Source organism: Niastella soli (genome assembly GCF_017742245.1).
Lineage (GTDB): Bacteria > Bacteroidota > Bacteroidia > Chitinophagales > Chitinophagaceae > Niastella > Niastella soli.
In genome coordinates this window covers 1-22,574 of the sequence record NZ_JAGHKO010000011.1, presented here as the reverse complement: position 1 = coordinate 22,574, position 22,574 = coordinate 1, and the positions used below count along the sequence as shown (strand labels likewise).

General features: G+C 42.2%; 19 protein-coding genes. 2 read left to right on the top strand and 17 right to left on the bottom strand.

The window, feature by feature from the left end; translation table 11 throughout:
* Window positions 1–44 precede the first annotated feature (44 nt).
* The 15 genes from J7I42_RS26285 to J7I42_RS26215 form a co-directional block, all read right to left on the bottom strand.
* On the bottom strand, window positions 45–593 hold the full coding sequence (locus J7I42_RS26285) for a YceI family protein (RefSeq protein WP_209141868.1): 549 nt from the start codon (window positions 591–593) through the stop codon (window positions 45–47).
* 32 nt (window positions 594–625) lie between these two features.
* Entirely contained in the window at window positions 626–1,255 is a 630-nt protein-coding gene (locus J7I42_RS26280) for a nitroreductase family protein (protein WP_209141867.1), read from the bottom strand.
* Between the two features lie 48 nt (window positions 1,256–1,303).
* Entirely contained in the window at window positions 1,304–2,566 is a 1,263-nt protein-coding gene (locus J7I42_RS26275; RefSeq protein WP_209141866.1) for an NAD(P)/FAD-dependent oxidoreductase, read from the bottom strand.
* Between the two features lie 43 nt (window positions 2,567–2,609).
* The gene (locus J7I42_RS26270; RefSeq protein ID WP_209141865.1) at window positions 2,610–3,902 is read right to left on the bottom strand and encodes a TolC family protein; all 1,293 of its coding nucleotides are present in this window, start codon (window positions 3,900–3,902) and stop codon (window positions 2,610–2,612) included.
* Between the two features lie 54 nt (window positions 3,903–3,956).
* Window positions 3,957–7,094, bottom strand: a complete 3,138-nt coding sequence (locus J7I42_RS26265) for an efflux RND transporter permease subunit (RefSeq protein ID WP_209141864.1) — start codon at window positions 7,092–7,094, stop codon at window positions 3,957–3,959.
* 53 nt (window positions 7,095–7,147) lie between these two features.
* Window positions 7,148–8,176, bottom strand: a complete 1,029-nt coding sequence (locus tag J7I42_RS26260; protein WP_209141863.1) for an efflux RND transporter periplasmic adaptor subunit — start codon at window positions 8,174–8,176, stop codon at window positions 7,148–7,150.
* Between the two features lie 81 nt (window positions 8,177–8,257).
* Window positions 8,258–9,007: an SDR family NAD(P)-dependent oxidoreductase gene (locus J7I42_RS26255; protein ID WP_209141862.1), complete on the bottom strand. Its 750-nt coding sequence runs from the start codon at window positions 9,005–9,007 to the stop codon at window positions 8,258–8,260.
* 510 nt (window positions 9,008–9,517) lie between these two features.
* The gene (locus tag J7I42_RS26250; RefSeq protein WP_209141861.1) at window positions 9,518–10,036 is read right to left on the bottom strand and encodes a hypothetical protein; all 519 of its coding nucleotides are present in this window, start codon (window positions 10,034–10,036) and stop codon (window positions 9,518–9,520) included.
* Between the two features lie 331 nt (window positions 10,037–10,367).
* Window positions 10,368–11,492: a transaldolase gene (gene tal / locus J7I42_RS26245; protein ID WP_209141860.1), complete on the bottom strand. Its 1,125-nt coding sequence runs from the start codon at window positions 11,490–11,492 to the stop codon at window positions 10,368–10,370.
* Between the two features lie 88 nt (window positions 11,493–11,580).
* Window positions 11,581–11,700: a hypothetical protein gene (locus J7I42_RS35740; protein WP_378572861.1), complete on the bottom strand. Its 120-nt coding sequence runs from the start codon at window positions 11,698–11,700 to the stop codon at window positions 11,581–11,583.
* A gap of 85 nt (window positions 11,701–11,785) precedes the next feature.
* The gene (locus tag J7I42_RS26235) at window positions 11,786–14,371 is read right to left on the bottom strand and encodes a BamA/TamA family outer membrane protein (protein WP_209141859.1); all 2,586 of its coding nucleotides are present in this window, start codon (window positions 14,369–14,371) and stop codon (window positions 11,786–11,788) included.
* Window positions 14,372–14,393: 22 nt separating this feature from the next.
* Window positions 14,394–15,596, bottom strand: coding sequence for a Pycsar system effector family protein (locus J7I42_RS26230; RefSeq protein ID WP_209141858.1), 1,203 nt, complete (start codon window positions 15,594–15,596; stop codon window positions 14,394–14,396).
* Between the two features lie 46 nt (window positions 15,597–15,642).
* Window positions 15,643–15,969, bottom strand: coding sequence for a hypothetical protein (locus J7I42_RS26225; RefSeq protein WP_209141857.1), 327 nt, complete (start codon window positions 15,967–15,969; stop codon window positions 15,643–15,645).
* 496 nt (window positions 15,970–16,465) lie between these two features.
* Window positions 16,466–17,371 carry a helix-turn-helix domain-containing protein gene (locus J7I42_RS26220; protein ID WP_209141856.1) on the bottom strand — a complete coding sequence of 302 codons (906 nt, stop codon included), beginning with the start codon at window positions 17,369–17,371 and terminating at the stop codon, window positions 16,466–16,468.
* Window positions 17,372–17,482: 111 nt separating this feature from the next.
* On the bottom strand, window positions 17,483–17,722 hold the full coding sequence (locus tag J7I42_RS26215; protein WP_209141855.1) for a hypothetical protein: 240 nt from the start codon (window positions 17,720–17,722) through the stop codon (window positions 17,483–17,485).
* Window positions 17,723–18,070: 348 nt separating this feature from the next.
* Here J7I42_RS26215 and J7I42_RS26210 point away from each other — a divergent pair, with 348 nt between their 5' ends.
* Entirely contained in the window at window positions 18,071–19,075 is a 1,005-nt protein-coding gene (locus tag J7I42_RS26210) for a lipid A deacylase LpxR family protein (RefSeq protein WP_378572505.1), read from the top strand.
* A 61-nt stretch (window positions 19,076–19,136) separates the two neighbouring features.
* A complete protein-coding gene (locus tag J7I42_RS26205; protein WP_209141853.1) occupies window positions 19,137–19,739 on the top strand; it encodes a TetR/AcrR family transcriptional regulator in 603 nt (200 codons plus the stop codon).
* A gap of 168 nt (window positions 19,740–19,907) precedes the next feature.
* Here J7I42_RS26205 and dnaB read toward each other — a convergent pair whose 3' ends face one another.
* On the bottom strand, window positions 19,908–21,440 hold the full coding sequence (gene dnaB, locus J7I42_RS26200) for a replicative DNA helicase (protein ID WP_209141852.1): 1,533 nt from the start codon (window positions 21,438–21,440) through the stop codon (window positions 19,908–19,910).
* Window positions 21,427–22,281, bottom strand: coding sequence for a DUF4373 domain-containing protein (locus J7I42_RS26195; RefSeq protein ID WP_209141851.1), 855 nt, complete (start codon window positions 22,279–22,281; stop codon window positions 21,427–21,429). Before J7I42_RS26195 ends, dnaB begins: the two co-directional genes overlap by 14 nt.
* Window positions 22,282–22,574 lie beyond the last annotated feature (293 nt).

Genomic DNA, 22,574 nt, shown 5'->3' with positions numbered 1-22,574 from the left:
AAAATAGTATTAATAATTACTTCCAAAGCTGCTTCCGCACATTTCTAATGAATTTGTTCCAATTCTTCAATCAGTTCAATTTCACAGTTAACAAGGATTTCATCTGCCACGATCACACCGCCATTCTCCATTAACGTACTCCAGGTTAACCCCCAGTCCTTACGACTGATCTTGCCGGTAACCAAAAAGTATGCTCTCTTATCGCCCTGAGGTGTTTTGATCATTCCACCAGATTCAACAGTCAGCGCAATTTGCCTGGTAATATCTTTTATAGTGAGATTGCCATTCAGGAGGTACATATCATCTCTGATATTTTTAAAATCACTTCCACTGAAATTGATCGTTTTGAATTTTTTCACATGAAAAAAACCTTCCCCTTTTAAATGCGCATCTCTGGCAGCATCACCGGTACTGATAGATGCGGAGTTGATAAGAACATTCATTTCAACGTTTAAAAAATCTTCGCCGTTTGTAGATATACTAGCCTCATATTCTTTAAATTCCCCTTTTATGTTTGAGACCATCAGGTGTTTTACAATGAACCCAATAGTGCTATGCACCTTCTCTATCTTCCACTTGGTAACTGGCTGCATATTTCATTTTTTTGACTTGCTGATTTAGGCAATCATAGTTCTGTAATAAATTCCTCTTTGGGTGTTCGTACCTTTTTAAGGTTTAACAACCAGTCATGATCTTCATCTCTATATCCAATGGGTAATATTACCACGCTTTTCAGGCCTAACTTTTCAAGCCTAAGTAATTCATCCATTTTATCTTTGTCGAACCCTTCCATTGGCGTTGAGTCTATCTTTTGTTCTGCTGCTGCTGCAACCGCCAGTCCCAATGCTATGTATGCCTGTTTTGCTGAATGTTCACTTTGCCATTTCCGGCCTAATGGTTCATAAATATCCCATATTCGCTTATGATAGGCATCCTTGGCGTTCTCAGTCAGGCCTCTTTCTTTAACCGTTCTCAGAAAAACATCTCCTATTCTTTCATACGAATAACTGTCCCACGCAGCAAAAACCAGTAAGTGGGAGCAATCAGTAATTTGACTCTGGTCGTTTGAAAAACCTCTGATTTGACTCAGCAGGCTTTTGTTTGTGATTACAAAAACCTGGTATGGCTGCAATCCAGACGACGAAGGAGCAAGACGGGCAGCTTCAAGTATATAATCCAATTTATCTTTTGGAATTGTTTGTCCGTTCATTTTCTTAGTAGCATAACGCCACATTAAATCATTTAACAAAGCCATATCATTATTTTTTTAGTCTTATTGTATCCTTTTTCGTAAAGTGATCCATTATTTTTTTTGATTAATAGTTTTGAAAATCAGCCGCAGCGCCGGGTCATTAGTAAGAAAACTCCAAAACCAGTTGAGGAAAAGTTTCATTTTATTCCGGAAGCCAACCAATGGTATAATGTGAATGAACAGCCAAACCAGCCATGCAAAAAAACCTTTGAAAGACCCTTCCGGCAAATCAACCGTCGCCTTATATTTAGCAATAATTGCCATACTTCCTTTGTTATGATACCTGAAAGCTTTTACCGGTTTGCGCGCATCCAGCCTTTTCAGATTATTGCCCAACAGCAGGCCCTGCTGAATAGCTACCTGCGCTAATTGCGGATGTCCATCGGGATAGTTATTATCACTTGATTGAAAGCACTGGTCGCCAATTGAAAAAATATTATTGCAACCTTTTACCCGGTTTATTTCATCCACCATAATACGCCGGCCTCTTGTGATCGCTTCTGCCGGCAATCCTTTTACTTCACGTGCAATCACTCCCGATGCCCAGATCAATGTGGCCGAACTTATTTTATCACCGTTTGAGAGTATCACTTCATCATTTACATAATCTTTCACGAGCGTGTTCAACACCATTTTCACCCCCAACCTGTTTAGCACTTTATATGCCGCTGCCTGTGATTTTTTGCTCATGGGACCAAGCAAAGAAGGCGATCCGTTTATCAAATAAATATGCCCCGCAGGGAAAGAAACCTCAGGATAATCTTTAGACGAAATATGGCGTGCCATTTCTGCCAGCATGCCGGCCATTTCCACGCCGGTAGGTCCCCCACCTGCTATCACAATATTGGATAATCGCTCTTTGTCGGCTGAAGCTGTAGAACGAGCGGCTTCTTCCAGTCGTAACAATATGTAATTGCGGATGTTCACGGCCTCCTCTATCGTCTTCATGGGCAAAGCATTTTTTTTCACATTATCGTTGCCGAAAAAATTGCTTTCTGTACCCATTGCCAATACCAGGTAATCATAGCCCAGGAATCCGGTGTTTGTTTCAATGGTATTCGTTTCAGGAATAACATTTACCAACTCACCCATGTAAAACCTGATATTTTGCAAGCCCTGGAACATTTTCCGGAAAGGATAACTGATATTGGACGGCTCAATAAATCCGGTTGATACCTGGTACAATAAAGGCGGGAAGAAGTGATAATTATTCCTGTCTACTACTGTTACTTTAAAATGCTGGTTGCTCGACAGTTTTTTTGCAAGTTCCAATCCTGCAAACCCGCCCCCAACAATAATTACATTCTTTTTCATGATTTTCCCTTCCTAATTAATCAATGTAGATCCATCCGGAATTTCACAACCTTGTTATACCTAATGCCTTGTAGAGCTTTGCTTCATTAGTCCGGTATGCAGCTTTGGCGTCGATGATATTGCTGAACGCCTGCTGCCAGATGGTTTGAGCTTCCAGTACATCCTGTCCTGTTATAGTTCCTACTTTCAAACGGTCATTGCTCAACCTCAGATTCTCGTCTGCCTGTTCCAGGGATGCACTGGATAACTCAACCCGTTTCGCCGATTCATTCAGTTGCAAATAAGCCTGCTGCACTTCCAGTGAGATCTTTTCTTTTGTTTCCTGCAGCTGGTATTGCTGCGCCTCAATGGTATGTTGCTGTTGCTTTACTTTTTGTTTACGCTGGCCCCAGTCGAATATGGGAATACTTAACTGCACCGTGCCATAGTAGGAGGTAAAGCTATTACTGGTTGGCTTGGAGAAGTTGATCCCCTGTTTGCCAAAGCCGCCGAGACCGGTTGCACTCAATCCGATGGTGGGCTTGAAATCGGCCTTCAGTATTTTCTCCTGGATCTTTTCCGCTTCAATAGATTTTTGAAGGATCCTTATTTCCGGTCTGTTGGCTGTTATTTCATCTATTGACCTGCTCAACGTTTCCTTATTGAACTCCCCAACAACTGAATCGGGGATATCGAACTCAGTGCTGTCGCACATGCCGGTTATCTGTGCCAGGTTAAGTTTAGTCAAAACCAATGCATCATTGGCCCTGGTGAGGTTGAGTTCATTGTCATTCTGCTGCACTTTTACCCGCAGGATGTCATTCTTATAAGTGAGGCCAGCTGTATAGGCATTATTGAGTTCTGTATACAGGCCTTCTAATTGCCGGGCAAACTGTTGGGCCAGTTTTATTTTTTCTTTCGCCGAAACCACTTGCCAGTAAGCGCTTTCCGTTGCCAGCACCACTTCAGCCGTTGTTAATACCTTTTGTTCTTCGGTTATCTCAACCCCTTTTGCCGCCATTTCTTTTCCAGCTCTTATCTTGCCGCCCGCATAAACGGGCTGTGAAGCTGTCACACTGGGACTGACTCCATACTTTGGTAACAGTTTATACAGCGGATCACCTACATACCAACCAGTGATAGCTCCGTCCAGTCTCGGTTTATCTTTGGCATCGGCCTCGGCTTTTTGGGCCTTCGCCGCTTCTATTCTTTGCTGGGCAGCCTTCAGGTTATTATTCCTGGCTACTGCCAGCCGCCTGGCTTCTTCGAGTGTTAATTCCCGTTGTGCCGTAGCCCAATACGGCAACGAGATGATTGCAATTGCCAGCAACGGCTTTATATATTGAATTAAGTTCATTGATTTATAAAAATTGAATGATTTGACAATGCAGCAATTCCTGCTGTTTTTCTGTTAAGATTGCGATAGTTGATAAAATACAGGACTGTCTTCTTCAGGCTCAGGCGATTCGGGGAGAGCCGGTTCAGGTTTAATGAACTGTTTATACAGTACCGGTACCACAAAAAGGGTCAGTGCCATAGAAACTATTAAACCGAAAGCCAGCACGCTGCCCATGGGTGCCCACATAGGCGACTTGCCAAGGATCATGGGGATTACCCCCACCGCAGCAGCCGAAGATGTGAGAAAAATGGGACGCATTCTGCGTTTGGCAGCAGCCAGGGCAGCAGCCTTCAATGTGTAACCATGATCGCGTATCATTTCATCTGTGTAATCGACGAGAATGATACCATTACGTACCACAATTCCGATCAGGGCTACGATACCCATAAAGGCTGTCATACCCAAAGGATTGCCGGTGAGGTACAACCCCATAAAGGCGCCCAGCAGGCTAAGCGGGAAAGTAGCCAGTATGATCAGCGTTTTGCCAAGGCTTTTAAACTGGAACATCAGGGTCAGGAAGATCAGCACAAGGCTAACGGCCAGGGATGTCATCATGGTTGGCTGGTTGTCAGCGCTGGATTCCGCATCGCCGCCATAGGCAATGCTGATACCGGGCGGCAGCTGTAACTGATCGATCTGAGGCTGTATTTCTTTCAGGATACGCGATGCTCGTACGCCCATCTGCGCTTCTGATAAAACTGATAAAGCTCTCAATCCGTTGCGGTGGGCTATCATACCCGTGTGCCATGAGGGTGTAAGCTCAGCTACGTCTTTTAAAGGCACCTTGTCGCCATACATGGTACTCACATGCAGGTTTTCGAGGGCCTGCGCATCTTTACGGCTGGCAGAATCAAATCGAAGGAAAATATCCACGGGTTTATCTCCTTCCCATAATGTGGATAGTGCATATCCCTTCAGGCCGGCCCCTAAAGTTTGCGTAATAGCCTGGTTTGAAATACCGAGCCGGTTGGCTTTATCTGAATTGATCTTTAACTGTATTCCAAAATAATCCTCCTCACAATCGAGCCTTACCCAATTAGTGCCCCTTGCATTCTCTAATATTTTTTTAACCTGGGCTGCTACTTTTTTCTGGTCGCTCTGATTATCTCCAAACACCCTAACAGCAATGGGAGCACCTTCCTGGAAACTCAATTGCTTTAATTTTATATTTCCGTCTGGTAAAAAACCATCCAGTTTTTTAAGATATTCATGCACCATCTCATCTGAAGCTTTAGCGCTGGTGGCGGTAATAAATACCTGCGCATAACTGCGGCGGGGTGGTTCCGGCGCATAGGCGGTATGGAAACGGGGAGAGCTCATGCCCATAAAACTTGTGACCTGCACTACCCTTTTATCCTTTTTCAACATTTCTTCCAGGCGCTTTACTGTGGATTCTGTTTGCTGCAGGGATGAGCCCGAAGGCATCCATACTTCCATATTGAACTGGTTGCGCTCGCTGATAGGGAAAAACTCAGGATCCACTTTGCCGGCAATGCCAATGGCCAATACCACGGCAGCCACACCAACCGAAATGGTTGATTTGGGCCAGCGAAAGCAAAATTCCACAGCTTTGTCGAAGCCCTGTTGCAGGTAGTCGAGGAGGCTTTTTCTCGCAGGTTTGTTGCTGTCCTTGTGTTTCAAGCCTTTTTTAATGAACACATAACAGGTATAAGGCGTCAACAACAGCGCTACCAGCATGGAAGCGATCAGCGCAATGGCGATGGTAGGTGGCAGCGACGCCATAAAGTCTTTGGGAATGCCATCCATGAAAATAGCCAGCGGTGCAAAAGCAAAAATGATCGCCAGTGTGGCTGTAAAAATGGGAAGGGTAAGTTGCTTGGCTGCCTGCCAGGCACCTGTCCAGGGTGTGATGCCCTCGTCTAATTTCTCAATATAATTGTCAACTACCACAATGGCATTGTCAACCACCATGCCCAGCACAATAATAAGCGCTGCCAGGGTCACCTGGTGTAATTCCAGGCCCACTAAATTCATAACACCAAAGGTGATGAGGATGGAAATCGGTGCGGCCACAGATGCCACTGCAGCAACCCGGATGGGCAATAACAACATCACCACAATGATCACCGAGCCGATGGCCATGCCAAATTCAACCATGAAATGGTTAATACTTTCTTCCACTACTTTTGGCTGGTCAACAATGGTAGTGATCTTCACATCAGCCGGAAAAGCCCTTTCTATTTCCCTGATCTTTGCCTCTACTTTCTTGCCAAAATCAACAATGTTATTACCAGGTTGCATGTTGATGGATAACACCGCAGTTTTGTCGTTATCTCCCATTCGTACATAGGATGATTTTTCTTCAAAGCGGCGTTCCAGGGTAGCCACATCTTTCAGACGCACCACTGTACCGTCTGGTTTTGTATAAACGATCTGGTTAGCCACCTCATTTTCCGTTTTATAGCGGCTGTTGGTATAAATGGGAACAATGTGGTTCGATGCCATGTTCAGCTCGCCGGAATAATTTGTAACGTTCTGTTGTTGTAATACACCTATCAGCGTGGCCATATCAAAACCATATTGCCGCACTTTCTCGTCGCTTACATTTATATACAACTGTTGTTTTTGAACGCCTGTGCGGTTGATCTTGGAAACCACGGGAATGGTTTTGATACCATCTTCCAGTTTGTCGAGGTATTTTTCTATTTCAGCATAGCTGCGCATGGGTGATGACACACCAACGATCATGGCTGTTACATCGCTAAAACTACTATTTACGAAAGGCCCTATCACGCCACCAGGTAATTGAGGCCGCAATTTGGCATCCATATCCAATTGCAGGGTATGCCAGAATTTTTTACGGTCTTTCACCGATGTATACATTTCCACGGTGATAAAGGTTTGTCCTTCCCTGGTCTCGGACCTTGTTTTATGTTTCTTTACTTCTTCGAAAGTAAAGAGGTATTGCTCTATTTTTTTTGTTACTTCCTGTTCTACCTGTTTTTCATCAGCCCCGGGATAAAAAGCGTATACCATAGCGGTAGGCATATCTATGTTGGGATTTTCACTGCGTGGCATGTTCATCAGCGACCATGTACCCAGTGCCAGTAACATGGCTGTTACCACAATAACAACCTGTTTATGCTTCATAGCAGCTTCCAGGTAATGCATTTTCAGCAACTTCTTCATTTGATTTGAACGATTTAATATTTTCAGAAATGACTATAGATTAGCCTGATAATTTAGAATTGAATGCTGCTGCCATCTTCAAGGCGGGTTTGACCATCTACAATGAGCTTGTCGCCTTGCTGTAACCCTGCCTGTACGACCACTTCATTACTGGCTGTAACACTGGAAGGCGTGATGCGCCGGCGAATGGCCTTACGCTGCGGGGAGACCACATATACATAAGTAAGATTATCGGCATCCCGGACTATAGAAGCGGCAGGTATTACAATATCCTGCTGTTTGCTGCCGGTGTAAACAAACATCTCAGTGATCATACCCGGCATAAGTTTTTTGCTGCTGTTATTCAGTCTTACTTTTACATTATAGGTTCTGGACGTATTATCAGCCTGTGGATTGATGATGGTGATTTTACCTTTGACACTGTCACTCAGCACAGGAATGATCACCGTTACCTCTTTACCAATAGTAAGTTTACTGATATCGCTTTCTGTTATGGGAGCTTTAGCATATACCTGATCAGTTTTTAAGATAGTGAAAGCCGGGATACCTGGCGCCACAGAGGCCCCTCTATCAATCAGCTTTGCTGAAATAATACCGGAAAAAGGCGCATACAGTTTTGTATCGGCCAGCTTTTTACTGGCGACATTAGTATTGGCCTGTGCCTGCATGAGTGCTGACCTGGCCGCTATATAATCCCTTTCAGGCAAACTTCCCTTAGTATATAGCACCTGTAACCTGGTGAAATTATCAGTTGCCTGTACTTCGGCAGCTTTTGCAATTTGAAGGGCGTTGGCATAGTCCTGCGTTTCAATGGATGCCAGTAATTGTCCCTGGTGAACCTGCTGCCCTTCCAGAACATGCACAGCTATTACCCTTCCCATCACGGAAAAGGTGAGCGACTGGCTATTATCGGCTTCAATGGTGCCGGAATAATGCAATACTTCAGGGCGGTTTTCGGCAGTAATTTCCTGCACGGCAACTTTTGTAATGGGAGCCGATTTGATGGCCTCTATTTTCTGGTGACCGCAGGAAACCCATACTGGTATGGTTATAGCAAATAGAGTTTTGTTAAGTAAATTCATGATTGATTGGTTTATTTTATTTTGCGAGATAAAGAGTTACCACAGATGTGAAGGCCCAATGACAACAGAAGCCCCACCTGTCTAATTATTTTTGAAAAACTGATCTATATTTGGATCAGGTTTACCCATGAGAAAAAGAAAGGGGCTGGTTAAAGAATGATCATCCTCTTTATGGATATGGAGAATGTACTGCGCAATCATCTCCGGAGTGATGATTTTACTGCCAGGTTCTTGCTGCTCCGGATCGATATTCAGGTTATTAATAAATAAATGATAAAATTTTACGCCGGTATTTTTTACTTCTTCAAAAAAGCTGCGGGCCATCTTCATTTGTCCAGCCACCAGCATCTCGGTCATCCTGTTGTCTGATTTACTTCCAAGACCTTCCATATTGACGATGGCTACAAACATGCCCCGACCGCATTTCTTCATTGCATCAATAGCAGCACGACAGAAAATGAAGTACACTGCGAGATTTTCTTCTACCGCCCGCTGCCACTGAATAATACTGATATGGGAAAAATCAGCATTCACGGACGCATAATTAAATGGGGATATTATGATATTGATCGGACCATATTCTTCAATCACCATCTCTACAAGTTCAATAGTTTTGTCATAGTCGGGTAAATCTGTAAGAATAGTTACAATCTTGCCTTTATTGTAGCCTTTCAGATAACGATCCAGCATATTCAGATGATGTGAACTTTGTACCGGCACTACAACAGTAGCGTCTTGTTGTAACAGGCTGGCCACAACGCCATAACTCATATTGGTTTCACCGATTCCTATTATAGCTACATTACTTCCTTTCTTATTGTTTCTTACCATATGTAATATTTGTATCACAAAGTTGCAGGTAAGTAATGGCCTGGAAAATGTTGGAAGGTGGGGAGTATATGTCTAAATTAACGTAGTTGCGAAAGACGAATAAATAGTACTGAATTTAGGGCTATGCGTTTGTATTACAATAATCTTCGGCATTCGGCAGGTGAAATTCGAGCATGACGTTTAAAATACTTACTGAAGAAGAACTGGTCGCTGAAGTACATGTTTCCACCACCTGGCTTCTTGCATTTGAAGCAGCAAAGTTTTATGGCCTAAATAGAAAAAGAATGTTTGGAGGTATAAATTGTATGTCTAAAAGTAGTTTTAAAGCCCTAAAAGATAAAAAGCCTGCAAATAATTTATTTTGCAGGCTTTCTTGTAAAGAGTTTTCTCAATTAATTGAACATCGTGCAAAGAGAACGATTTGTGTTGCTGACGGCCTCATATCTACCTTTTTTGGTTGCTCAATCAACTTCAAATCCTATTCGGAAACCCTAACCTTTTTTATTTTTTTTATTGTTTTAGTGTCCCGGTTTCTCGTTCTGTATTTTGCCTGTCTAACCGTTCCAATTCTCCTACCACCGGAACCTGGCTCTGCAGATTTGCCTGAACCGCTGTTTGGATGTAGGTTTCCAACTGAATAAATGTAGCAGCCTTTAAACCTCCTATTACTTTTTCCATTTTTCTGAAATAAACTTCATGGAGCGTGTTATATCCATCCATACTCTTCATGAAATTCACGATCAGCTTGTGGGCTTTAGTTCCATCCAGAGTTTGATAATTGCCCGCATACTCCTTCAATAGCATAAAGCCTTCCTTCTCTATAGTCTTCCTCTTTTCTTCGTATTGGTCATATATGCACCAGAAAGATTTTTTTTGATTTTCATTCAATTGCATATTTTGATCTATGATTATTCTTTTACTTCTGCCAAATACTGATTGTACTATATCGATATCTGTATTGTCTTGTTGACTATATGCAAAACCAGTCACAAAAAGAATAGTAAATAAGCTGATAATTATCTTTTTCATTTTTTTGAATAATATCTTTTTCGAAGAATTTGAATTAAAGTGATTTAAAAAAGCAGGAAGAAGTGGTAATTATTCCTGTCCTTCTGTCATAAGTTTCATCCTTTTTTACTTCTGTTAGCACTTCATTCCCGCTTTGGTTTACTGGCTTCCACAGGTATTATTATCGCCGTATTCCCTCTATTCTCTGCTCGCAAAATTCTGTAGTTTAAAAACAGCACCCTTATTTTTGATAATTGGCAAGCTTCGACCCATAACCCCGAGGCCTACTATTCCAAATTCGTATTGTCCTTTTGCGTCCATATTTTTTTATTTTATCGAATTCATCGTTGTTTCATGACACTACTTCCAGGCGTTTTTGATCAATCACCTGCAGTAAATGTTCAAATGACTGAACGAACTTCTGAATACCCTCATCTTCTAATTTTTCACTTACCAATTTTAAATCGATACCGAGCTCTTTAAGCTCCTGAAGTACGAGTTTCGATTCTTCAATATTTTGTTCTAACCGTGCAGCCGGCTTCCCGTGGTCACGATAAGCGTCTAATGTTTGTATTGGAACGGTATTTACGGTATTGAAGCCTATTAATTCTTCCACATACATCACATCCCTGTAAGCTTTGTTTTTCGTGCCAGTACTGGCCCATAAAAGCCGTTGCGGTTTTGCACCCTTTGCTTCCAGTCGTTTAAAACGTTCGCTGCCAAAAACATTTTTATAAATCTGATAAGCTTCCCTGGCACAGGCGACGGCTACTTTTCCTACAAGTTTGCCCGTCAATTCACGTTTTTCATCATTATTTTTCGCTAACTCTTCCAGCATCGGATCTATCAAGGTGTCAATGCGGCTGAGAAAGAAACTGGCTACCGATGTTACATCGTGTACTGATTCTCCATTTCGGGCTCGTTTTTCCAAACCATCGACGTAAGCTTCAGTAACTTCCCGGTATCTGTCCAAACCAAACAACAACGTAACATTTACATTGATACCCTCGCTGATGAGTTGTTCTATAGCCGGCAATCCCTGGTTCGTGCCCGGCACTTTAATCATTACATTCTTGCGGCCAACCACTTTCCATAAGGAATGTGCTTCCGCAATAGTTCCTTCCGTATTTAAAGCCAGGTCCGGCGATACTTCAAGACTTACATAACCATCCAGTCCGTTTGATTTCTTATATACTTCCGTAAATAATCTGGCAGCATTTTGCACATCTTCAATAGCAATAGACCAAAAGATATCGTTTGCTGAAATACCTAACTTCGCCATTGTTACCAGTGTTTCATTGTAATCATTGCTCTTTACAATGGCTTCTTCAAAAATAGCCGGATTGGAGGTTACTCCTTTCAGCCCGTCTTCATCAATCAGCTTCTTCAACTCACCCGATGAAATGAACTTTCTTCTTATATAATCAAGCCAAATACTCTGTCCGAAATCGGAAATTCTTGCAACTGAATTTTTCATACCATTTATTTTCTAAGTAATAATTTTTTATGCTCCCTGCAGGAAATGCACATCATCGGTTGCTGCCTCATGCAACGTTGGATCATTTTCATCGTAATAAACTATATATCAAGGCAGAGCCATAACCGGCTGAAAGAATAAAGCGATCACGATTAGGCCAATAGGGATCACCTGGATTAAACCGCAAAAACCCGTTCCAAAGGTTGATAACACAAAGTTCACTAAAGAGAATCTACCAGAATATGCATGTATGTATTCATTGAATGTCTGAATGTGTTTTTTGTGAACTTGAATTAAAACAAAAATCCCGCCTTCACAGTCAACAAATTGTTTTCTTTAGATGTTCCATATGTCACAGTCATCGGCAAACGGTTATAGACAAGCGCCCAGAAGCCTCCGCCGTAACCGCAATGCCAGGTAGTCGATTTTTCGTCCGGCGTCCAAACGCGACCATTGTCAAAGAAGGTTAGCAATCCAAACTCTCCACGAAAAATGTAACCATTATAGTTACCGATCTTGTATCGCACTTCGGTATTATTAAATACACTTGTCTTTCCCGAGAACCTATCCCTTCTGTAACCGCGCAAATTGGAAGAGCCTCCTACAGTATTAGCCTGGTAGAATGCGTAATTATTTCCAATATTGGTTGCCACTCCGCCTCTCAATGCTGCAGTCCACGCACCTGTTGAAAAAAAGACAGTGGATTCCGAATATAATTGCATGAAGTCTTTTGAGTCCTCAATGTTTCTTGTATACTTAGCCCCTGCTTTTATGCTTATTCCTTTTCTATGATAATACCCTGCGTCAAGCGTGCTGAATTGATAACCAACATGCACTATACCATAATATTTTCTTTCAAAGTCAGTTGAATCAAGTTTAGCGTATAACCGGGAGACTAACCTGCTCGCGTCTTCTTTGAGCTTTATTGATTGATAGCCTGTTCCAAATTCAATGCTGTGGTGCTTCCCGAATTGTTTTTGGAGTGACGGCATAATAGCAAGATCATTTGATCGCACCCGGTAAAAGCTCCTGTCAGCAACATTTTCGGTTTCATTTCCCATTCCATAATAATTACGAATATAATTCGGTGCATTTAGCTTTGCGTCCACGTTCAAATCCCATTTACCAACTGCCTCTTTGAAAATTCCCTGGTACCAGAAATTGTACGCGCCGGTAGCAACGGCATAATTGCCCCAAATGGATTGCATTGATCCATAGGGAGCCTTTCCAAATTTTTGTTTCTTGAAAATAATTCCACCACCCAGGTAAACACCATCATCAGGATTGTACCCCGGACTCAGCTTCAAGCCAAGCCAGTCATAGCGAAATGCCCCGCGTTGAAAATCGTTCTTCAAAGTATCATCACTGATATATTGCCGGCTTTCCTTTGATTTTTTGAAAGTATTGTCATTGTCAATTTCATTATCATATATTTTTGTTTTCCTGCTCCATCCATTTACGGAAGAACTGTCCACGACATGGTCGCTCCCCCTGCCTCCAATGATTCGCACAAGCGTTCCTTTTCTTACATCACCATTCAACCTGAACTCATCATTTCCACCCAATCCATATAACCTCAATTCATGTGTCTCCTCTCTCAGAAACACTCTTTCAAAAATGATTTCCTGTGCCCCGTTTTCCTTTTGTTTGTACACAGTAACCAGCGTGGAATCACTATTCAATCTTCTGACTTCAAAGATTTCTTTTTCCTCGGTGCCGGTAACATATACTTCTTCGGCAAGGAATTTATAATACTGAGTTGCATACCTCTTTAAATCGTCTCTCCGCTTTTTTAGCTTTGAAATGATCGAGGGACCCGATATCGTAAATATTTTGCCGGGCATTGCTTTGACTGCGCTTTCGATTGCTTCGTCAGTCAACCTTTTTTGAAGGTCTGCTGCCGTTTCAAGCCATTCATTTAGTGTCAGCTGATTCGTAAAATTTTTGTCAAGATAATATCCCGACATATTCAATCCATTTAAGTCCCGGACGGTATAGTCAAAATGCTGTGATTGACGTACTGCCCATTTTCTAGTAGCTATGGTAGGAATAACTCCATCTAATTTCGCAAAGGCCTGGTCGCGATCTCTGGGGATCGGTTTATAAAAAGTCAGACCGTCATTTTTGAATGCTGCCCACAGCCATTGGTCTTCGTGGCGGTCCCAATCGCCGATCCACATATCGAATAATCTTGCTTTCAGAAAAGCAAATTGGTCCACGCGATGATCCGGGTCAGCAGTCAATATTTTAAAAAGCCGCTCGGAGTTCACAATTTTAGCAGAGTAGCCAAAGTTGGGATCTGCCTTATCGCCGGAAGGGATTTCTTCAAACAGGCAAATAGTATTAGCGAAATCTTTTTCAAATTCACCAAGCCGTGCTGAAGCAGGAACGTACACTAACCTGGGGTTTGTATGGAATATACCTGCACTTTCCGCAAGTTGAGCTACTACCAGTGGTGCAAATGGATTTGATGACGAGATCTGGTCCTGCAATAAAGTATTTGCGAGCGTTCCTACCAATTCAATTGGGAGTGCTTTTGAGGGATCTTTGTTTACTGATCGCAAAACAAATTCTTTTCCGTCAGCTCCCTTTAATCTCAGCGATTTTGTTTGATGCCCCCCTCCCAATTTCTCAGCTGTAAGTCCTCCGGCTTCTACATCCAAATTGAGCACTGGAAAATCAATCGCGCATGCCCACTCTTTCCGATAATGTTCCCCCAACATGACTCGTTTCAGATGACCTGCCTTGTCATAATCAGCATTTGCCGGCACCTTCACTGTACCTGCTTTTGGCTGTCCCTGCCCAAAGCCTGAATCTGGCAGAACTCCCGCCACCACTATCAGAATGGACGCCGATATGTTTTTAAAAAATCTTTCCATCTTCTTTTTAGTTTACCTGTGATCACCTCATACAGATGAAACAAATGCCATAAGCAACAACAGAAACAATAAGTCCGTACATGAAGACCTTGTAACCGATATTCAGATAACGATATTTCAAAGCCAGCACTTTGCCGAGATAGTAAATATCTCTCGTCATGCTGCTGTAGAGATAATCACGATCATTCATGATCTCCTTCACCCCCCAATCATAGGTTTTGAGATCCATGTTATGGAAGTTGCCGAAGAACATGAGGTTCGCTTCTCCTCGAGCCACTTGTTCCTCCGTGAATATTCCCTTTGAAAGCTTCGGCTTTGTAGTGAGGACCGCAAATACAGTAGTAACAAGACAAACAAACAGAAGTAATGCGATTGGCCACACCAGGTAGGTACTTTGATCAACTTTTTTCGTGAGAACAGAAATCACAATTGAGATAAGAATAGAATTTATTGTTAAAAGAATGTGGGCCTTAGTATCAGCCATGCTGCTCAACTGCATATGGTTGTGGGAGGTTGTTCTAAAAAAGGTTTCTACCCCCCTTTCCATTTTCATCTCCCTCCCGTTTTTTTCACTTTCCAATTCAATGTCATTTTCTTTTTTTACCTGAAGGGATTGCTTTTTCCTATTCTCTCTCAATAGCTTTGTCAGAAAAACAATATTCTTGTACTTTCTCTTATCATAATTCTTCCTGCAATATGCAGTGTGAAAAACATGCTTGCTGATGAATTCAAGATTTAAGGAGTGCCATTGCTCATCCGTATAAGTAAACTTCCGTGTGAGGCTCCATTCTTCTCTAATTAGCGCCGCCTTTTGAAGAAAATATTTCTTCCCAAGATGTAACAGGTCAGCATCGCAAATCACTTGCTCTAAAATAGATCCCGGATGCTGGGGATATGTGGTAGCCAATATGCATGACTTTACCATGCTGATGTCCTCCGCGTCCACTCTTTTGTCTTTCAAAAATCTTTCAGCCATGCGTGCACTTATTTGTTCGTGGCCTTCAATTTCGTAAACGTAACCAATGTCGTGGAACCATCCTGCAACAAGCAGGATCAAACGTTGTTGATCATTCAAACGCATCCCGTCCGCAATTTCATTGATGGCGTTAATGATGTTTTTAGTATGCTGAAAGTTATGATAACAATATAGCTGTGATAGTTTATCTGTAAGATAAACCCGCACATACTCAGCAGCCTGTTGTTGTATTTCGCGGGTTATTTTCATTTCTGCTTGATTTTATAATTGTCCATTGCTGTGTCTGCATCTTTAATCAACTCATATTAATTTCAGATGAAAATAAATGAGGGTCTATAGAAAGTATTGCTTCAGTTGATTCAATAGTTCCAGGATTGTCCGCCAAATCAATGAGTAAATAATATTTTCCTGCGTTTATCTTCCAGATAACCATCTCTGGTTGCTGTATTGAGGGCATGATTTCAGGAACTATTTCATTTAACAAACCATCCCAGAATGCTTCTTCCAGTTCCTCGATAGCAGAGATGCTTTTTTTGCTACTGTTTTTTCTATATAGCGTCCTCTGTGAAAGTGTTGAGGTTGCAAAAATCAAAACTTCCTGATGAACATGTTGCGGTTTCATAATTGACTTATTTAATGTGAATATTTTAATTAGGGCTACAAACTATAGTAATCAACACTGCTTGCCGCAGCAATCGTATTTGGGGCATCGGCTCAGCGATGAAGGGCATCCCCGGATTTCAATATCACTCGTATTATATTTCCTTTGAAGAAATTCAAGTTTGTGTGCAAGGCTCGTCGTAAATCTTATTATCGTTCCGGCAGAATAATGCTTTACTAATTGCATCACAAAGATGGCAATAAGGAAGTGCCTGGAAAATGTTGGAAGGTGGGGAGTATATGTCTAAATGAACAAAATCGCGAAGGGTGCTCAGCAGCCTGTTGTTATATTCATGAAGTAAGACAAATAATATGAAAAGCAGGTACGGCGTTTTGGTCGGGAGCATTTTTTACTATTATCAGCGTCATCTGGGGGTACTGGCTGGCGATGCAAGATATCCCTATATGATTATCAGCACATTAAGCAAAGTACTGCTTTCATGCTTGAAATATGCGTATCACGATGATCTTCGGTATTCGGAAGGTGAAATTCCTGCATGGCGTTTAAAATACTTACTGAAGAAGAACTGGTCGCTGAAAAACAGGCTGTCCGCCACCTGGGCTATGGTAAAGGAAACATCGTTCAATAATGCCCTGGCTTCCATGATCACCATTTCGTCTATCAGTTCCCCGGCGGATTTGCCGGTGATCTCTTTTACTGTTTGGGAAAGGTAGCGGGGCGTTACATGTAATTGTTCTGCATAGTACATTACACTGCGTTCCTGTCTAAACGATTCAGCAAGCAATTTTACGAAGCGCATACTAATGTCTTCTTTCCTGGTGTACTCCACTTTTTTCTGGCTGTTACATCGGTGATAAACAGCGCTTAATTCATATAAAATTGCCTGAAAGAGATGATCTATCACCTGTTGATCGAGGGAGCTGCTGTTATTTGATGTATATTTTTCGTACAGCACATGGAATAAGTTTCGCAACAGCTCAAATTCCTGGGGTTCAGGATCAAGCCTGTAGGAGTTGGTGGCAGACAGAAGGTCAAACAGATCGGTATGCTTCAAGTTCAGGCCGCTTTGCGACAGGAAACTGCTGGTAAATACCAGGGCTGCGAAGCGACATTCGGGCGGCTGGATGGAAAAATGACGAATGGCATTGGGCGGAATAGTCAATACTTGACCTTTGTGGGTGGTATAGTCTGCAAAATTGATCTTGCTATGCCCGCTTCCTTCCAGTTGTAATAAAACAATAAAATGATCTGAGCGAAAGGGATACTGAATAAAATTACCCGGATTACTTTCATCCCCTGCTTCTTTTATAATATACAGGCCAGCAGAATCCGTTTGCCGTCCTATTACTGACAGGACATCTGCAAATGAATGCTGAGGAACTGTATTTGTTTTGGGTTTCATATCAGTGCAAAAGAAAATGACCCAGGGATCCTATTACTTTATAATTTCAAAGTTATGTCATTCCTGATTATGGTCACCGATTATACCTTCCGTCATCTTTGCCTAAACTAATCAGGAAGCAATGTTGGGTTCTATATTATTGATCTGACTAGATTTATACTTCTCCAGCTTTGCATTTAATTCCAATCGATCCAGCTTTGGCATTATATCAAATGTTGTAAGTACCTCATAAATATTTCTCCCACGGGCTACGATACAATCTTTTTTTGCTGTTTCAAATTCTTCAATCAAATTATCAGACACTTTAAAAATCTTATATCCTTCAATCTCCTGTACAATATATATTTTCATGAGTTCTTGTTTTGAAATAGCAAAGTTTCATCGGTTAAGCAGAATAAAGAATGTTTGAAGGTATAAATTTTATGTCCAAAACGCTTCACCAAATGATGTGCGAATGAACAAATGAAATGTACAGCAGCTACTTCAAATTTTGGGCTTTTAACTCATTCTGACATATTCTGCCCACCTCTGAACATTCCTATGTTCTTCGCTTTGCTTCAACTTTGCATTGCAGTTTTTCAGTTGACTTGTTAGGTTTATGGGAGAGATCCAATCTCTCCCTTTTTTTCTGAATCTTCAATACCTTTTAATAACTGCATCCGATTTTTTTACATTTTTATTAATACGATAAATATTTTTATGAAAAGGGTTTACCAGCTATTTTTTATTTTCCTGTGTATGATATCTGTCAAAAGTTTTGCGCAAACCAAAGAACCAACCAGGATGTTCAGGGTTTACGAAGATGATGATTACTTCAACATAAAAGGAAATGGAACAGATAAGGCTTACAGCGACGGAACCAGGCTCGACTTCTTTTATGAAAAGAAAAACAAATCACGATTTTTCCTTGACAGACTTATGCCCCATGCAGGCGATAGCAGCAAAAACATGTATGGCTGGAGCCTTATGCAGGTAATGGCGACACCTAACAACATCAGCACTACTGAATATCAGCCACACGATTACCCATATGCAGGCGCGTTGCTGGCCATACACTCGCTGCACTCCTACAACCCCGAAAAGAAATACAATTTCCAAACAGAAGTAATGGCCGGAGTGCGTGGCCCAGCATCATTGGCAGAACCTGTACAAAAAGGTTTTCATTCCCTGATAAATTATCAAAAGCCAATGGGTTGGGACAATCAGTTACGCACTATGCCACTTGTGAACATAAATTTCATTGCTGAAAAACAATTTCTGTCAATAGGCAACTGGATCGAAGTAAATGGTGGTGTACAGGCAGCGGCAGGTTCCCTGATAGATGCATTGACCATGTACCCAATGATACGCATCGGAAGAATGTCTCCATACTTTGATGGCTATGTTAACCAGTTTGGCTCATTTCAACGAAATGGGAAACTGGTAAAAACACAATATTATTTTGTGTTTAAACCGATGGCAGATTTGGTAGCGCATAATTCACTATTGCAGGGAAAAAGGAAAAATGAAAACGATGACAATGTAGACACCAACAACGACGAACCAGCTAAAAACATCCGGCACCTGGCTTCAAATGTGCAATTTGGAGCTGTTATAGCTCATGGAAATTTTGGCATGTCTTATACGCAAACTTACAGCAATTCATATATAAAAGGTTTATATAGACATAGCGTAGGTAATCTAACCATGTCCGTACGATGGTAAATAGCTATGTTTGATTTTCACCGTTACATATCAGGATCTTTTTATAATAAAATCATTTGCAATGAAATCTATTGTTTCGCATTCAATATTTGATACGCCAGTAAAAGCCGGTGACCCGATCATCATGAAAAATGCATTGTCTTATTTTATAAAAAAAGGCGTTAAAAACACCTCCATGCAGGAGGTGGCATTAAAGAGTGGTATGTCCCGAAAAAAATTATACAGTTTTTGTGAAAATAAAGGGAAGCTTGTAATGACTATGTTTGAGCATATTGTTTTTAAAAGTGAACAATTTTTAAGCGCCTGTCCTGATATTTCACAGGATGCCGCCGCTGAAATGAATAACTTATTCAGCTATATAAAGCGTACAGTGGATATTTTACCGCCATCGCTTTGCAGAGAAATTAAAAAGTATTACCCGGATGCATGGCAATTGGTACATGAGTTCAGGGAAAAAAAGCTGGAACCATTCATAATGCAAAACTTTGAGAGGGGTATTGCTGAAAATTTATATCAATCGAAATTCAATAAAGATGTTACATGCTGGTTATATTTCTGGCATTTACAAATTGCGGTTGAAGATTGCTCATTGAATAATGAAAGAAGGTATTTACTGATAGACAATATAAATAATTGTTTTCTGCAGGGTATTCTTAAAAACTGAATACAGGATTATGCGAATAATGGAAATCTGTATGAATGCTGCCCCATCGGGCAGCTTGGGGTAATAGAAATAAATATGGTAGCATCCCGCCTTTTCTTTCACAGGGGGCGCTGTCTGACTCACTGCGCCCATACTACCGGCTAAGGGTGTTATTGCCGGAATTCATTTTCAAAAAGGCAGCTCTTCGTCTTTTGTATCGTCCGCATATGGCAAACGTGGGCTTTCCTTCCACCCAGTTTTCAGCGGTCGTACAGGCTGAGCGGGTGCGGCTAATGGAAGGGGTTTCGAAAACGGATCCTGCTCCGTCTCTTCCCACTCCTGCGTATCTTTATTCAGCTCAAAATTGATGGTAAGAAGCATGCCGTTGCGGGCCTTGGCAATACGCGCATACCTGCGGTCTCGCAGCGAAGCATCCTTCTCAATTTCCTCATCCTCTGGCCCCCACAGAAAGATTACAACATCCGCATCCTGTTCGATAGACCCCGATTCCCGTAAGTCACTTAGCTGGGGCTGTTTTTTGACTCCTGTCCGCTTTTCTACATCTCTGCTTAGTTGAGATAGTGCAATCACCGGTATACCCAACTCCTTCGCCAGTAACTTCAGGCCGCGGCTAATGCGCGAAATTTCCTGCTCGCGGTTCCCCCTGTTATCATCATCACTCATCAACTGTAAGTAATCAACCAGGATCAGGCCAATATCATACCTTTTTTTCAGCCGGCGGGCTTTGGCTCGTAGCTTCAGCAGATTAAGCCCCGGTTGATCGTCAACAAAGATCTTTGTGCCGGCCAAAGTGTGTATACCGGTGCGGTATAATCTGGCCATGTCCTCGTCTCCCAAACAACCAGTTTGAAGACGGTGGAGCATCATCCCGCTTTCTGCTGCCAGCATGCGCAACCCCAGCTGTACATCTTCCATTTCCAGAGACCATATGGCAACTGGTACCGGTTTTATCCCATTGAGTGCGGCATTACGTGCCAACCGCAGGGCAAATGAAGTTTTACCCACCGATGGCCTGGCAGCAAGAATGATCAGGTCGGATGGCTGCCAGCCACGGGTGGCCCGGTCTAATTGTTCATAACCCGAAGGAACACCGGTAATAGGACTGTCCTGTTTACGCCACTCTTCAATCCGGTTGATCGTGTTTACCATCACCGTATCCATGCCCTTTACATCGCCATGTACATGCTTGCTACCAATGTTCATCAGCTGTTGCTCAGCTAAATCCAACAGTTGGAAGGCATCGTTAAAATTTTCATATGCATTTTGCACTATCTCGGAGCCTACCCTGATCATTTCCCGGGCTAAATATTTTTGAGCGATGACCTTTGCGTAAAACTCTATACTTGCCGATGAGGTAACCTTGTTTGTTAGCATGGTAACGTAATAAGGGCCGCCGACTTCCTCCAGCTTCTTTTGGGCTTTAAGCTCCTCCACAACCATCCCGATATCCGTTGGCTGGCTTTTTTGATGTAGCGTGAACATACTCCGGAAAATTTCCTGGTGTGCCGGCGAATAGAAAGAATCTGCTGATATGTATTCCAACACCCGATCTATTGAACCAGGCTCAAGCATGATGACGCCAAGCACCAGCTCTTCCAGATCTTTAGCATTCGGCGGGAGCTTACCATACACCATGTTTGATACATCAACTTGCCAGGTATCCCTGTTTTTCTTATCCCGGTCGTTTTTAGCTTTTTCCATGAATACCTAGTTTTTTACGGTTTTCAGCCTCTTCTACTTCACGGACAGATGGGCCGGTGGTTACCGGTGTTTCCTGCTTTTTTGCACCCTTACCAAAGCGTTCCTGGTTCTTCTCCCAGGTAACCAAACGAAGTTTCGAGTCCCAGGTGGCCTGCATTTCTTTTTTGAACTTAGTCCGGCTTTTATTGGGTTCACTCCAGTAATCGTAAAAAGCCCGGATCATTTCTTTGCCGTACGTTGGCACATACTCAACCAGGCTTTTGTAAAACTCCTGTTGGCGAATAACCATTTCTCTTTCCCGTTCTTCCAAACTTTTTTTGGGGGGCGAAACGGCCCCGCCGTTTTCGCCAGTACTACTACTCTTCTTTTCTTTTATTTCCTTTACTTTACTTTGTGGCATTTCTTCCGACATTAATGGAGTTTCTGTCAACTGAATGCTGGCAGAAACTTCCAATAAACACATTTTTTCATCTATTATGCAGTCTTTTCGCCTGCTTGTTGCGTCCAACCAGGTAGCCTGAATACGTGCTGAAGTGAGAATATGAAACGTATTAAAGACGCCTTGATCAAATAGGCCCCATTTAATACACCTCGGTACAACCTCATTTAAGAAACTCACTGAGAAACCACAGTAATTGTAACGTCTCAGGAACCTCAATTGTACATCTTCATTCCACTCAGTATAATATCCGTTCGTCTTATAGATCCATGCACAAAGCTTTATAAAGAGCATTTCGCCTTTACCTTTAAACTCAGCCACTATCATCTGCAGTTTATCATCCAGGTCAAGATCCACATCATAAGGGAAGTAATCTATGCCCTGGCGGGTAGGTCTGGCCATTCGTCAGTTTTTTAATGTTTCTCCTTCACATACCAGGGGCCTCTGTATGCGGTCCCGGTTGTCAAAGGAGTAATTAAAGGAATAAACCATCTCGGCTGAGCCGAGACGGTTTTACATTACGGGAATTTAAACGATAGACACCAGTTACTATTCTTCTTCATTAAGCACCGCCGTTTGGCTTACGGCGCCCATTACGCTGCCGGCGACCGCCAGGTAACCTGCAATGTCAGTTATGATCTTTGGTAACTCTATTGGGGATGCAAACACCGCGGCACTTATTGCTGCCAGCGACA

Bases quoted from the DNA above. Each gene is read 5' to 3' on its own strand.
- J7I42_RS26270 (WP_209141865.1), bottom strand. From the start codon at position 3,902: ATGAACTTAATTCAATATATAAAGCCGTTGCTGGCAATTGCAATCATC.
- J7I42_RS26210 (WP_378572505.1), top strand. From the start codon at position 18,071: ATGAAAAGGGTTTACCAGCTATTTTTTATTTTCCTGTGTATGATATCT.
- J7I42_RS26285 (WP_209141868.1), bottom strand. From the start codon at position 593: ATGCAGCCAGTTACCAAGTGGAAGATAGAGAAGGTGCATAGCACTATT.
- J7I42_RS26255 (WP_209141862.1), bottom strand. From the start codon at position 9,007: ATGGTAAGAAACAATAAGAAAGGAAGTAATGTAGCTATAATAGGAATC.
- J7I42_RS26275 (WP_209141866.1), bottom strand. From the start codon at position 2,566: ATGAAAAAGAATGTAATTATTGTTGGGGGCGGGTTTGCAGGATTGGAA.
- J7I42_RS26220 (WP_209141856.1), bottom strand. From the start codon at position 17,371: ATGAAACCCAAAACAAATACAGTTCCTCAGCATTCATTTGCAGATGTC.
- J7I42_RS26260 (WP_209141863.1), bottom strand. From the start codon at position 8,176: ATGAATTTACTTAACAAAACTCTATTTGCTATAACCATACCAGTATGG.
- J7I42_RS26230 (WP_209141858.1), bottom strand. From the start codon at position 15,596: ATGAAAATAACCCGCGAAATACAACAACAGGCTGCTGAGTATGTGCGG.
- J7I42_RS26195 (WP_209141851.1), bottom strand. From the start codon at position 22,281: ATGGCCAGACCTACCCGCCAGGGCATAGATTACTTCCCTTATGATGTG.
- J7I42_RS26225 (WP_209141857.1), bottom strand. From the start codon at position 15,969: ATGAAACCGCAACATGTTCATCAGGAAGTTTTGATTTTTGCAACCTCA.
- J7I42_RS26280 (WP_209141867.1), bottom strand. From the start codon at position 1,255: ATGGCTTTGTTAAATGATTTAATGTGGCGTTATGCTACTAAGAAAATG.
- J7I42_RS26205 (WP_209141853.1), top strand. From the start codon at position 19,137: ATGAAATCTATTGTTTCGCATTCAATATTTGATACGCCAGTAAAAGCC.
- tal (WP_209141860.1), bottom strand. From the start codon at position 11,492: ATGAAAAATTCAGTTGCAAGAATTTCCGATTTCGGACAGAGTATTTGG.
- J7I42_RS26215 (WP_209141855.1), bottom strand. From the start codon at position 17,722: ATGAAAATATATATTGTACAGGAGATTGAAGGATATAAGATTTTTAAA.
- J7I42_RS26265 (WP_209141864.1), bottom strand. From the start codon at position 7,094: ATGAAGAAGTTGCTGAAAATGCATTACCTGGAAGCTGCTATGAAGCAT.
- J7I42_RS26235 (WP_209141859.1), bottom strand. From the start codon at position 14,371: ATGGAAAGATTTTTTAAAAACATATCGGCGTCCATTCTGATAGTGGTG.
- J7I42_RS26250 (WP_209141861.1), bottom strand. From the start codon at position 10,036: ATGAAAAAGATAATTATCAGCTTATTTACTATTCTTTTTGTGACTGGT.
- dnaB (WP_209141852.1), bottom strand. From the start codon at position 21,440: ATGGAAAAAGCTAAAAACGACCGGGATAAGAAAAACAGGGATACCTGG.